The organism is Holdemanella sp. MSK.7.32 (assembly GCF_024460475.1).
GTDB lineage: Bacteria > Bacillota_I > Bacilli_A > Erysipelotrichales > Erysipelotrichaceae > Holdemanella.
Map to the genome: position 1 here is coordinate 11392 of NZ_JANFYN010000003.1, position 13097 is coordinate 24488.

Below are 13097 nucleotides of genomic sequence, written 5' to 3' on the forward strand. Positions count from 1 at the left end.
GACTACTTAACCTCAACTTTCATATTGTCCAAAATAGCTTTCATCGCTACTTCCATATCCGCAGTATCCGAATCATTGAATTGTTCTACCGTTACAGACATCACTGCACTTTCAAAATCCAACAACAAGTTATCTTTACATTTGAAACTAGGATTTTCACTTGTAGTCACTTTTCTAAAACCATTGAAATCACCCACCGTGCTAGGCTTATATTGTTTCGATTCATCATCCTTGAATCCTTCATTAATACGATTCGCATAGGCTTCTGCACTCTCAGCACTGATTGGGTTTACATAAATAGCCATTTTAAAATCACCAAATTCATCTTCAAGCGTATATGAGATTTGTTGTTCATTTACTTCTGTTTTAACTTCTAAACCATCTCTACTTGGTGTATAGAATGAAGTAAGCTCAGGAATTGTGACTGTATATGTCTTACTCGAAATTTCTCTTACTAATACAGCATCTGTACTTTCTTCCTTTTTTTCCTCTTTCTTTTCTTCTTTCTTTTCTTCTTTCTTCTCTTCTTTTTTCTCTTCCTTCTTTTCAACAACCTTTGTATCTTCCGGCTTTTCACTTGAACAAGCTGTTAATCCAAAAAACATACTTAGTGCTAGTGCACTCGCAAACAATTTTTTATTATTCATATTGATACTCCAATTCTAATTTGTCATGATCAAACAAATTTTTGATCTCTAATTTTTCATATAACGGCATTACTTTACAATACGATAAGACTTGTTGATTATAGTCATCATATCCATACACAAATCCATCTTCTTCCATACCTACACTAAACAATAGGCCAGAATGCGAATTCTCTTGATCCTGCATTGCATACAAACCATTCTCATCGATTTGAAGTGTTACACTCTCATTTGTATACGTACCCTCAAGACTTTTAAACGGCTGATTTCTCAATGCATCAAATAAATCAATCAACTGATCCTTTTCTGTCAGTGCCTGCCCACTACGAAGGCTTTTTACTTTATCTAACCCATATAATGGTCCTTGACTACAAACACGCTCAATCGGCAAGCCATCCTCAATCGCAATCACTTCCACCAAACCATTTGTCGTTAGCGCAAAACCATAAGTGACACCAGGACCTATTTCATACACATGAACTTGTTTATACTCATTAAAACAACCATGCACCTCATACGTTTTATCCGTTCCACTATAGTAAAGCGATAGCTTATTATTCTTTAATGTCATAGTCATCTGGTCAAAAGTGGAAGAATCTTCTATCTTATAAGACTTCTTGCGACTTGGCCTATACAAAACCATCTTTGTTCCAGAACCAAAATTTGTGGCGACAGGAATCAATACATTCAATTTTCCTTTGTGGTAAAACACATCCAGATTTGAAGGCAACAAGCCAATTGTTTGAGCTCTTAATTCCTTTACATTGTCATAATATTCATTGGCATATTCCTGATCAAAAGCCTGTGCAGCCCATACCTTCATATCTTTTTGACTGATTTTATATTTCTTATATAACTTTTTATTCGAAACACGCTTCTTCGTTTTAGAATCAAAATGATACACCTTATACCTAGGATATTCCGTCTCTACTTCTTCCTTAATAACTAAACTCAATAGATTTGAATGTGTATACACATCATAACTAACCTTTGTGTACGGCAACGTATACCCTTCTTCTTTTGCCTCATCTAAAGAATCTACCAAATCCTTGTATTCATTTTTAATTGTCTGATTCAATTTTTTTGCGCTCTTTGAATCACAATGAATATAAGGTAAGGAAATGTCGTACTTACCAACATTTCCCCATGCATCCTTATATTCTTCATGAATATTGTAGAAATCTGAAATATATACCTCTTCATTAGGTTGTGATTTACAACCTGTAAACATTAGATTCAAACTAAGAAACAAGACCGAACAAAATTTAGTCCAGATCATAGTTCGCAAGAGCTTGATCGGCTGCATCCTTAAACTGTGTACGATCTCCAATGATCGTTGCCCCAAACGCATCCACTGTCGCTTTCGCTTTTTCTTCTAAATTTTCACCATTCTTTTTAGCTTTCGCCAAATCCCACATACTCTTTGTTGCCTTAAATTGAGTTACAGACTTTTTAATGCCACTTCTAAATGAATCATCTAAGCCAAACAATTTATTTAGATAATCTACACATTGATGACATCTTGTTTCATCATCAAATGGAATATAGACATCATTTAAACCTTTTGTATGTACAAAGCCTAAGTGAACACACATTTTATCTTTATCCGAACCACTTGTTCTTGCGGGCATCCTTTCAGTTCTATATAGCTGAAGATTTTCTAAACGATATACACACGCATATGTTTTTGTATTAAACAAACCTCCACGAGCTTCAATAACCGCAATCAAACCTAGACTTGGTGCAATATAAATAGGGTGGAAAGACTGCATCTTTTGATTTTTATCACGTGTTTTTTTCAAAGGTTCCATTAAATCTTGCCAAACCTTTGTACCCACCTCAGTTTGATGAATATGGTCCTTGACATTATCTAAATCAGAATGAACATAGTCGTAATATTTTAATCCCTTTGCACGACAACCCTTTGTACAAATATAGTTTCCATCCATTAATTTCTGTGATTGTAAAACATTAATTGTAGCACCACAAATTGCACATGTATTTGCCATATATGATTCCTCCTTTTCTGTGCATTATTATGATTCAAGCGCATCCTTTAATGCGTTTGCCACCTGTAAAGATTCCTGATACTTTTCGTTTGACTGTACCATTACTTCTTTATCCTGCATTTCTGAAATGATCTTGACATCCTCTTTGGTAATCTTCAAAGAAATCATTTTGATGAATGGATGATTCGTTTGAATATTTACCTTGAATTGGTACGTAAATTCGTATCTTGCTGGTTTATAGGAACATGTCTTCCCTTTCTTATTTGTGAAATGAAGTTCTCGCTTATTCTCTTCAATTTCTACCAAAACATTTTGAATGTCACTTAAGTCAAACACATCTGGATTTTCATCACTAAGCTTTGTTGCCTTTGTCACGACAAACCAGTTGTGCTTTCGATCAACCATTACCTTTGGATACTCACCAAACGTTTCAGCTGCCACAAACGCTTTGACTCTTTGTGCGTTTTCTTCACGATATGTTAGCTGCCCTTTGATCTGTGTTATTGTTGTGTTTTTGTAGTCTGTAAATAATGATGACATTTTTTTCTTACAGTCATTACAGATCGTACCATCCGCACATTTATAACCTTCCATCAATGCCATCTTCTTTTTACACACATCACATTCCTTTTTAGAAAACAACCCCATTTCATTTCCCTCCTTTCTTCGTTTGATTGACTTGTTTACTTGTGCTATATTGTATTTAGAAAGCACTTTCAAAACTTATGTAATCAACTTACAAATTCATTATAGAAAGTATTATAAAATTTACCCCACCCCAAAACTTAAAAAGGGTGGGAACTGCGGTAAATAAAGGGGAAAATCATGAAAAAAGTTATAAAATATTTATTAGTATTTGGTCTAGGCCTATGCAATCTATATGGGTGTTCATCAAAATCTTTACTCGATAAAGATAACCCCGTGACCCTGACAATGTGGCATGTTTATGGAGAACAAGCCAATTCTCCAATGAATCAATTGATTGCTGAATTCAATGAAACAGAAGGCAAAGACAAGGGCATTATAATTAATGTCACAAAAATAACCAATGCGAGTAAAATTGGTTCTGAGCTTGAAGAAAGTTTATCTAAAGAACCAGGTGCAGATCCAATGCCAGATCTTTATACAGGACATATTCATAATGCCAAACAGGTAGGCTTAGATAAGAGTGTTGTATGGAATGATGTATTTACAGAGAAGGAAATTTCAAATTTTGTTGATGAGTTTTTAGATGCTGGAATGCTAGAGGATAAGCTTGTGGATCTTCCATTATCAAAATCAACAATCGTTTTATTTATGAATGGTACACAATTTGAAAAGTTTTCTAACGATACCGCTGTTTCATTAAATGATTTTGACACTTGGAATCAAACGTTTGATGTAGCCGAAAAATATTATGAATGGTCAAATGGAAAGCCGTTATTATGCTTTGATTATCTATTAAATTCCATTGAATCTTATGCGATCGCATTAGGAACAAAGAATATGTTTACAGAGAATGGCTGGTACAATACGGAGGATCCTGCTTTTAAAGAAGCCTTTAGAACCTTTCTAGAACCATTGATCAAAGGCCATATTTCTGCTTCAGATTTCTATTCAAGCACAGAACTTACAACCGGAGAAACACTCATTGGTGTATCCAGCAGTGCAGCCTATCTCTATTTAAATGACATCGTTACATATCCAGATAATACAACGGAACCATTAAATGCGATTGCCCTGCCTTATCCAAAGGCCGATAAAGACCATGCCCTCATGACACAAGCTGGTGTTGGATTATGTGCCTATAAGACTACAGAACAAAAACAAGAAGCCGCTAGTGTCTTTGCACATTGGCTTGTGGAGCCAAAACGAAACATGGACTTTGTGATCCAAGCAGGTTACATGCCAGTCACAAAAAAAGCATTTAAAAACTTAAAAAATGAAAAGTTTGAAGATGAAGAAACACAATCTTTATACAATACACTCACCGAAATGAAATCCGACTATACCGTTATTTCTAGAGAGGTTCCAAATGCGATTTCTAGAAAGGCCTATGCATTTTATGATCAAGTAAGAAGCCACCAACAAGAATGGCAAGCACGAGCTAATGCCGGTGAAGATATTGATGAAATTGTAGATGAAGCAATGAATATTTTAAAAAGCCTTTCTTGAGGTTAGCCTATGCAATTAAGTTTTAAATCAAAAGAAAGATCCATGAAACGAAAGCTTTTCGTATATATGTTCTTTCTAGTGACTACCATCAGTATTACTTTATTAATGGGACTCTTCCTATTTGGAAGACTTGGAACGACCGAACAAGATTTTCATAAAAAACTATCCATTCAAAGTGAATACTCCACAAAGAATATGGAATCCTATTGGGATGACTTGGCCTCTATGAATATCGCATTGGCTGATAATATGGAAGCTATATTAGAAACAACCCTAGCGAATCAAGGATTAACCTTTCAACAGCTGCAGGACAATCCCAATGCCATCTATTCTTTAGAAAACGATATGATTCAGCCTTTAGGACAATATCTTGAACGATCTAATTGTTCAGGAGCTTATGTACAACTAGATACGACAATCAATTCCACTTTGGATAATGCGCAGACACAACGAAGTGGTGTGTATCTTCAAAAAACGACAATGTCCTATTCAAAGGAAGACTTGATTTTATATCGTGGAATTGCCAATATCGGCAAAAAACATGGCATCATGCCACATCGTAAATGGAGACAGGAATTTGATATTACACTTGTACCCGATTATGAAGAATTAAAAAAAGGGAACTTTGATTATTCCCTATCAAATATTATTCAATTGCCATACACAGGTGAAAGAATCGCCCTATTACGTGTTCCTTTAGTTGGAAAGGATGGTACCTTCTATGGTCTTTGTGGTTTTGAAATTTCACAAAGCTGGTTTAAATTTGCGCATCCCCAGCCCTCAACTCTCAACCATTTAACGTGTCTTTTAGTGCCAGACTCCGATTCAATCATCACAAATGAAGGCTTTAGTACGGGAAGCCAAAACGGATTCTATTATATGCCAAATGGAGATCTTTCCATTAAGCCTATTGGCAACAACTTATTGAGAATCATAAGTAAAAATCGTAATTATATTGGGGTTAAGAATACTGTCAAAATTTCTAAGAATCAAACCTATTCAACATATGTTATGATTTTGGATTCTGACTACAATCGAGCCATCGTAAAAAGTAATATTGAATTATTCTTCTTTACCATTGTCCTATTATTATTTGTATTTTTAGGATGTTCCTTCTTCAGTCAAAGATACCTGTCCCCAATTCTAAAAGGATTAGAACAGCTGCGTAAAGACAATAAAAACAGTATGCGCTATGATGTACAAGAAATTGATGATCTTTTGGATTTCTTATCTTCAAAAGACTATGAAGTTGAAAATAAAATGTTGACGCTTGAGCTAGAAATGCAGGAAAATCGCAAGAAGCTTGAACAAATTGAAAATGAACATGAACTCATTCAAAGAGAATATGACAAGGCAAGAGTGGAAGTTGAGCGTCTGGCAAAAAAACGTGAAGCCGATGTAGATGAAGAAGAATATAAACGTTTCCTTGAATGTCTTGCGACACTGACACGCAAAGAAAAAGAGATCTTAGATCTCTATGTGAAGGGATATTCAAGTAAGGATATTCTAGAAACATTAAATATTACGGACAATACATTAAAGTATCACAATCGTAATATTTATAGTAAGCTTGGTGTAAAATCAAGAAAACAATTGTTGATGTACATGACATTATTAAACAACAAAAGGAGCTAACAATTAGCTCCTTTTACTGTACATAGCGCTTTAAATAATCTACATCTAAAATTAAGATTTTATGATATACCATCGTAATAACGTTTTCTTCTCTTAACCCACGCAAGATACGATTGACACTGTTTCTTGTGGATACCCCACAGAAATTGGCAATATCATCGTTCGTGATTTGCAGATCAATAAATATACCTTTTTTAACTTGTCTACCAAATAATGGAATCAAATGATAGATAAATGCACACACAGCTCCATTTTTCCCATTCATTGTCATGAGTTGCTGGCGATAAATAGCTTCGGTCATCTTTTTACGATAATACGATTCTATATATGCATGTAATTCTTCATTTTCTTTCACATATTGTTCAAACAATTTTCTGTTGATTCGATAAAAAGTTGCCGTATCACTTTCGATACGAGCATGAAATGATGCCGTAGTCATTTTATTGATTTCATCTTTCAACAACGAAATCATATCCAAACCTTTTAAATAAGTGATATTGAATTCACGCCCATCACATAAAACAATACTCACTTTCACAACACCATCTTTTAATATGTAAATATCTTCTTGGTCGTGTCCATCCATCATCAAATATGTATGTTTCTTTTTTGTGACTTCAGGAAGATTCTTTTCTTCAAGAAAATTTAAAACTGACTCACTCATAAATAACCCCTTCTCAATACGTCTAATTATAACATACTCACCAAGCCCAATTTAGTAACATATGTTATGAGAGAATATAACATTTAAACCTTACACACTTAATATATCATACTTTTATAAACAACACACAACATCAACTAATTTCTGCAAATAATTGTTAAAAAATATAAGCGATGTAAAGCAATACCATTATAAAATATCGATATTCTCCCCAGATAGAGCTTTATTCATACTTCTTACAGCACAAAATTTACCACACATACTACAAGTATCACTATGATCATCTTCTGGCATACGAGATTGACGAATTGCTTTTGCGGTTTCTGGATCTAGCGCACACTCAAATTGTGCATCCCAATCTAGATTCTTTCTTGCGTCGGCCATCTTATCATCGATATCTCGTGCTCCTTTAACACCTTTGGCAATATCAGCCGCATGTGCTGCAATCTTAGAAGCAATGATTCCTTGTTTTGTATCTTCGACATTTGGTAAAGCCAAGTGTTCTGCCGGTGTTACATAACATAGGAAAGCTGCTCCTGACATAGCTGCAACCGCACCACCAATAGCCGCTGTAATATGATCATAGCCTGGCGCAATATCTGTAACTAATGGGCCTAACACATAGAATGGAGCGCCCATACAGATTTGTTGCTGAACCTGCATATTGGCCGCAACCTGATCTAATGGAACATGTCCAGGTCCTTCCACAATAACTTGTACGTTATGTTCCCAAGCACGTTTTGTAAGTTCTCCTAAACGAACCAATTCTTCGATTTGACATACATCTGTGGCATCTGCTAAACATCCAGGACGACAAGCATCTCCTAAAGAAATCGTCACATCATATTTTTCACAGATATCCAAGATTTCATCATAGTATTCATAGAATGGGTTTTCTTCACCTGTCATTGACATCCACGCAAAGACTAAACTTCCTCCACGAGAAACAATATTCATTTTACGTTTGTGTTTTTTGATTTGATCAATCGTCTTTCTTGTGATTCCACAATGCAAAGTCACAAAGTCCACACCATCTTTGGCATGTAACTCGACTACATCTAAGAAATCCTTTGCGGTTAATGTATTTAAATCTCTTTGGTAGTGAATCACACTATCATATACAGGTACAGTACCAATCATAGCTGGACATTCAGCTGTCAACTTTTGACGGAATGGTTGTGTATTTCCATGACTCGATAAATCCATAATTGATTCTGCGCCAAGATTTACGGCTGCCATAACTTTTTCCATTTCGACATCATAATCTTTACAATCTCTAGAAACCCCTAAGTTTACATTAATCTTTGTGCGTAACATACTTCCCACACCTTCAGGATTTAAAGATTTATGGTTTTTATTGGCCGGAATTACAACCTTACCACATGCGACTAACTCTCTTAGTTCTTCTTCTGTCATTTTTTCTTTTTGGGCTACAATCTTCATTTCTGGCGTAATAATCCCCTTACGCGCAGCATCCATCTGAGTGGTATATGTAGCGCCTGTACTTACTGTACTTTCATTTGTGTTCATTTTAAAATCTCCTTTTCCAAATGATTATTTAACGTGACAAAAAGTGGTGCTCCCATTTTGCCACCAAAAAAAAGTGAGCAACCAATATAGGTATACTCACACTAAAAAGACAAAGTATTTCCCTACGTTGGCATTATCCAAATCAGGTTATAGGTCGAAAGTCACACTTTCCTCTCAGCCTGTACTACAAGCTCCCTTTTTTTATTTACATCTAAGTTATACACTAATTCTAAAAGATAGTAAAGGAGTATAACATTTATTTTCGAACTGGCTTTTCTTCTTTATCCCAAATTCCAACCCCAGTAATGGCACAAATCATTGAGAAAATAGGAACAATAAAGATAAACCATGCGTATGGAATATAAGCTGTTGAGCATCCAAGTACGCCCATGACATAAATTGTCGCAACACCCCAAGGAACGATGGGTGCAGACAATGTACCAGAATCTTCGAGTGTTCTAGATAATACTTTACGAGAAATATTCATATCTTCATAAGTCGATTCAAACGTTTGTTCAGTTACGATGATAGATACTGTTTGTCCGCCAGCTGTTAAGAAGTTCACGACATAACAATATACTAAAGTGACAAATACGAGTACTGTACGATTCTTGATAAATTTTAAAAGAACATTTTTTGCCAAAACATCCAAAATACCAGTAGACGTAATGACAGCGCCCATTACACTGGCAACCATAAATGTCACTAATAATTCAGACATAGAAAGCACACCACCACGATTCAACATAGGATCAACAATGGATACACCTGTTTCAATGCTGAAACCATTAAAGGCATAGTTCATTAAATCAACAAAGTTAACGCCTTGAAATACCATCGCAAAAGCAGCAGATACAACTACGGCTAAGCCCATTCCTAATAAGGAAGGTAATTTAAATACAGAAATCAAAATAACTAGAATGGCAGGTAAAATCAATAGAATATTGATATTGAAATGTTTAGATAATGTGTCTAAAATCAATTTTTGTTGGGCAAGATCCATACTTCCACCACTATAATACAAGCCGGCAATTGTAAATAAAATCAAAGCGACTACAGCTGCAGGAAGTGTTGTATACTGCATAGAATGAATGTGATCATATAAAGGTACTTTACTTACACCACTCGCTAAATTGGTTGTATCTGATAAGGGCGACATCTTATCTCCTAGCCATGCTCCAGAAACAACTGCACCCACAACTAATGGTACGGGAATACTTGTTGTTGCGGCAATTCCCACCATCGCAAGACCCATAGTTGCCACAGAACCAAAGGATGTTCCTGTAAATTCACTCGTTAGGGCACAAAGGACAAAGGCTAGAGGCACTAAGATCTTCGGTGAAATCACTTGCATACCATAATACATCAATGATGGAACGGTTCCACCGGCCATCCAGATTCCCACAAGCATACCGACCATAATGACAATCAAGAATGTCGGCATACATTCAGCCGCTGTTTTAATAATATTCTGTTCCACTTCACTCCATGGAATATTTAAAAGTTTTGTGGTAATAACCGCAACGATCACACCCGCAAATACAGATAGTGTTGTATTGCATCCTAAGTTGATCATAATGATCAATACGGCAATAATAGCCAAAAATGAAACCACCGCAAATAGGGTTGTTGGCTGTTTTCTTTCTTTATTCATATCAAATTTCCTTCTCTTTCATCTATAACAATTCGTCCTTCAAAAAGTCTAGAGTCCCTTTCATTCTTGCTTCTCTAAACGCAAATGATTTAAAGCGATGCTCTGCTCCTTTGACAATAATACATTTTGCTCTTTCCTTAAAAATTTCTTTATACTTGTAACTACACTCACACGAAGCTGTAATGTCTTGATCTCCATGAATAGTACAAACATTTTTATCAAACAATGAAGCCTCTTTATAAGGATCGAGTGTACAGGCATCTTGGTAAAATTTAAGGCTCAACTTCAATCCTTCCACATCCGCACATCCATCTTTTTCAATGTTTGAAACATCCTGACCACACAAAGTCAAATGTTTTTTCAAGTTATAAACTAGATCTGGTGCAGGACACCATAACGACAACGCTTGAATTCTTTCTTTACATTGTCCTGCCACCATACTCGCTACGCATCCTCCTAGACTACATCCGTGAAGCGCAATTTTTTTAGAATCGACAAAATCTAACGATTCCACATAATTCAACATGGCTTTCGCATCCAAAATCTCACTTGAAATAGTCATATCTTCAAAGCGTCCATCGCTTTCGCCGCTGCCATTCATGTCAAAGCGAACACTCGCAATACCAGCATCACACAATCTTTGAGATAACTCATTATGCACAAAATTTATTTCATTGCGATCATCGCAAAATCCATGAAGTAGAATGACCATAGGCACTTTAGAACTTACATTGTCTGGCACATGAAGCATACCTCGCAGTGTCAGTCCATCCCGCTTAATTTCTACATACTTCTGCATATATTTCCCTCCGTTTTGGGTATAATACCACAAAAAATATAATTTGTTTATACTTTTTTAACACATGTATACATTTTGAATACAGCAACAGCCTCTTTGTTCATCAAGAGGCTATTTTTTTTTATATATTGTTGCGCTGTATCCTTCCACTTTTTTACTTTGATACATTGCCATATCGGCTCTGCAGTATAATTCATCAAATGTCAATTCTTCTTTTCCATCATAAATGCAAGCGCCTAAACTCATTATAATCGGATGATCTTTTATAGATTCAATTTGGATTTGTTTCAAATTCTCAAACAAACGTTTAAAGAAAGCATTAGCACACTTACGATCCGTAACACCTGGAATAAATAACGCAAACTCATCTCCACCAAGACGCATGACTACATCTTTATCACGACATGATTTTTGTAGCGTATGCGCAATCGCAACAATGACCTCATCCCCGGCCATGTGTCCATACGTATCATTAATGGATTTAAATTTGTCACAATCCACTAAACACATCATGCCACTGACTTTGTTGTTTAAAACACGCTCAATCATCTTCTCTCCACTACGACGATTTGAAATTCCCGTCATTGTATCTGTTTGAGCTAAATATAATAATTTGTCTTCTCGCTTCTTTTGATCATCAATACATTCCACACAATATAGAACATGGAGTAAACTTCCATCCTCATCATAATCAACCGGAATAAAACGAGCTCGGCACCAGCCAGAAAGCTTACCATAGAAAACACTATCTATGGATTTTTTGTCTTGAAGTCTTTCTTCTAATGTCTCAAGATCCATAAATTCAACTTCTCGATCTACATAATCAGCTTGACAGAATTTTCGATGAATCTTACAAATATGATCCGTAAAATTATCTTCTATATCATAAATTTCATGTTTTCCTAAATACGTTAGAATTTGCGGCTCCATTTTCACAATATGAAAGCGATTGGTTTTCACATTGATATAATGCATAGAAGTATAGATTTGTCCCAAGGCTGAATAGCCACTTAATTTTGCCTCACGCTTGGACTTATTTTGTGAATTCCGAATCTTTAAAAAAGAGATGACTAACGTTGCGATCATATCTAAGAATGTAGTTAAACCCAAATGATCATAAATCGGTGGATTGTCCACGCCAAAGAAACCACTGATTTCATTTTTATAGCGAATTGGACATACCACAAGACGCTTTACATTTTGAATCTTTAACGTATTATATGTATACACATGCTCATTTTTTATTGTTTCAACATCACGAATGATCACATTTTCTTTCTGATCAAAAGCTTTGTACCACCAATCGATGATATCCATATCAACGCCTTGTAGATAATCCATTTCACTTTCAATGCCTTGACGGCACCATTCATATGTATTATCGGTCACATGTTCTTTTTTATTATCTTCAAAAATATAAATTCGATCACATCCAATATGTTTTCCAAAAAAACGAATAAACTCATTGATCTGTTCATCCGGTGTATCCAACATAAGCGCGGAACGCAACGCTTCATTGATGACCAATTCATATCGTATGATTGCCTGCATATAGGACCTACCTTTCATTTATTCAATTATATCTTTAACTTGGTTATATTTTAGTTATTTTTTTCGAATAATTACCAATCGCTTCAATTACTTTTTCCATCGCCAAAGGCTTAGAAAAATGCTCATTCATCCCCACCTTTTTGTACGTTCAATATCATCCCCAAATGCATTGGCTGTCATCGCAAATATAGGTACAGAATCGGCATCTTCCTGACTCCATTCATATGTCTTTGTAAAGCCATTCGACAACTCAAACAGGCAGACATGACTTGCCAAAGAACACATGCCTAGATATTCTAATAAATCAGGAATACATTTGCGTATTTTTTCTTCACTCGTTGCCTGATTGATGATTGCGATCACATCTAAAATATGATTGATATCTGCTACTATATTATTTGTCATAATTCTAGCCTTTTTCTCACTTATTATAATTGTAACAAATCTAACCCAT

Annotated in this window: 12 protein-coding genes and 1 riboswitch; of the genes, 2 read left to right on the forward strand and 10 right to left on the reverse strand. The window is 35.5% G+C overall.

The window, feature by feature from the left end:
- Positions 1-2 precede the first annotated feature (2 nt).
- Genes NE544_RS01155 through NE544_RS01170 form a run of 4 tightly spaced genes read right to left on the reverse strand, consistent with a single transcriptional unit; the run spans position 3 to position 3304 of the window.
- Positions 3-647 (reverse strand): hypothetical protein, encoded by a 645-nt coding sequence (locus tag NE544_RS01155; protein ID WP_256268045.1) that lies wholly within the window; start codon positions 645-647, stop codon positions 3-5.
- Positions 640-1878, reverse strand: coding sequence for a hypothetical protein (locus tag NE544_RS01160; protein ID WP_256268046.1), 1239 nt, complete (start codon positions 1876-1878; stop codon positions 640-642). Before NE544_RS01160 ends, NE544_RS01155 begins: the two co-directional genes overlap by 8 nt.
- 34 nt (positions 1879-1912) lie before the next feature.
- Complete coding sequence (locus tag NE544_RS01165) at positions 1913-2656, reverse strand: hypothetical protein (protein WP_256268047.1); 744 nt, start codon at positions 2654-2656, stop codon at positions 1913-1915.
- A gap of 27 nt (positions 2657-2683) precedes the next feature.
- Complete coding sequence (locus NE544_RS01170; protein ID WP_256268048.1) at positions 2684-3304, reverse strand: DUF4428 domain-containing protein; 621 nt, start codon at positions 3302-3304, stop codon at positions 2684-2686.
- A 177-nt stretch (positions 3305-3481) separates the two neighbouring features.
- Between NE544_RS01170 and NE544_RS01175 the strand changes: the two genes are divergently transcribed.
- On the forward strand, positions 3482-4810 hold the full coding sequence (locus tag NE544_RS01175; RefSeq protein WP_256268049.1) for an ABC transporter substrate-binding protein: 1329 nt from the start codon (positions 3482-3484) through the stop codon (positions 4808-4810).
- A 9-nt stretch (positions 4811-4819) separates the two neighbouring features.
- Positions 4820-6445 carry a LuxR family transcriptional regulator gene (locus tag NE544_RS01180; RefSeq protein ID WP_256268050.1) on the forward strand — a complete coding sequence of 542 codons (1626 nt, stop codon included), beginning with the start codon at positions 4820-4822 and terminating at the stop codon, positions 6443-6445.
- 13 nt (positions 6446-6458) lie between these two features.
- Here the strand turns inward: NE544_RS01180 and NE544_RS01185 are convergent, their stop codons facing one another.
- The 6 genes from NE544_RS01185 to NE544_RS01210 form a co-directional block, all read right to left on the reverse strand.
- Positions 6459-7109 carry a Crp/Fnr family transcriptional regulator gene (locus NE544_RS01185; RefSeq protein ID WP_256268051.1) on the reverse strand — a complete coding sequence of 217 codons (651 nt, stop codon included), beginning with the start codon at positions 7107-7109 and terminating at the stop codon, positions 6459-6461.
- Between the two features lie 189 nt (positions 7110-7298).
- Positions 7299-8639 (reverse strand): phosphomethylpyrimidine synthase ThiC, encoded by a 1341-nt coding sequence (gene thiC, locus NE544_RS01190; protein WP_117572394.1) that lies wholly within the window; start codon positions 8637-8639, stop codon positions 7299-7301.
- Between the two features lie 101 nt (positions 8640-8740).
- Positions 8741-8847: riboswitch (TPP riboswitch) on the reverse strand.
- 48 nt (positions 8848-8895) lie between these two features.
- Positions 8896-10293, reverse strand: a complete 1398-nt coding sequence (nhaC, locus tag NE544_RS01195) for a Na+/H+ antiporter NhaC (protein WP_256268052.1) — start codon at positions 10291-10293, stop codon at positions 8896-8898.
- A 22-nt stretch (positions 10294-10315) separates the two neighbouring features.
- Positions 10316-11092 (reverse strand): alpha/beta hydrolase, encoded by a 777-nt coding sequence (locus tag NE544_RS01200; protein WP_256268053.1) that lies wholly within the window; start codon positions 11090-11092, stop codon positions 10316-10318.
- Between the two features lie 111 nt (positions 11093-11203).
- Complete coding sequence (locus NE544_RS01205) at positions 11204-12643, reverse strand: GGDEF domain-containing protein (protein WP_256268054.1); 1440 nt, start codon at positions 12641-12643, stop codon at positions 11204-11206.
- 126 nt (positions 12644-12769) lie between these two features.
- Positions 12770-13048, reverse strand: coding sequence for a hypothetical protein (locus NE544_RS01210; RefSeq protein WP_256268055.1), 279 nt, complete (start codon positions 13046-13048; stop codon positions 12770-12772).
- Positions 13049-13097: the final 49 nt, after the last annotated feature.

Coding starts and splice junctions, on each gene's coding strand:
- NE544_RS01155 (WP_256268045.1), bottom strand. CDS start 647: ATGAATAATAAAAAATTGTTTGCGAGTGCACTAGCACTAAGTATGTTT.
- NE544_RS01160 (WP_256268046.1), bottom strand. CDS start 1,878: ATGTTTACAGGTTGTAAATCACAACCTAATGAAGAGGTATATATTTCA.
- NE544_RS01165 (WP_256268047.1), bottom strand. CDS start 2,656: ATGGCAAATACATGTGCAATTTGTGGTGCTACAATTAATGTTTTACAA.
- NE544_RS01170 (WP_256268048.1), bottom strand. CDS start 3,304: ATGGGGTTGTTTTCTAAAAAGGAATGTGATGTGTGTAAAAAGAAGATG.
- NE544_RS01175 (WP_256268049.1), top strand. CDS start 3,482: ATGAAAAAAGTTATAAAATATTTATTAGTATTTGGTCTAGGCCTATGC.
- NE544_RS01180 (WP_256268050.1), top strand. CDS start 4,820: ATGCAATTAAGTTTTAAATCAAAAGAAAGATCCATGAAACGAAAGCTT.
- NE544_RS01185 (WP_256268051.1), bottom strand. CDS start 7,109: ATGAGTGAGTCAGTTTTAAATTTTCTTGAAGAAAAGAATCTTCCTGAA.
- thiC (WP_117572394.1), bottom strand. CDS start 8,639: ATGAACACAAATGAAAGTACAGTAAGTACAGGCGCTACATATACCACT.
- nhaC (WP_256268052.1), bottom strand. CDS start 10,293: ATGAATAAAGAAAGAAAACAGCCAACAACCCTATTTGCGGTGGTTTCA.
- NE544_RS01200 (WP_256268053.1), bottom strand. CDS start 11,092: ATGCAGAAGTATGTAGAAATTAAGCGGGATGGACTGACACTGCGAGGT.
- NE544_RS01205 (WP_256268054.1), bottom strand. CDS start 12,643: ATGCAGGCAATCATACGATATGAATTGGTCATCAATGAAGCGTTGCGT.
- NE544_RS01210 (WP_256268055.1), bottom strand. CDS start 13,048: ATGACAAATAATATAGTAGCAGATATCAATCATATTTTAGATGTGATC.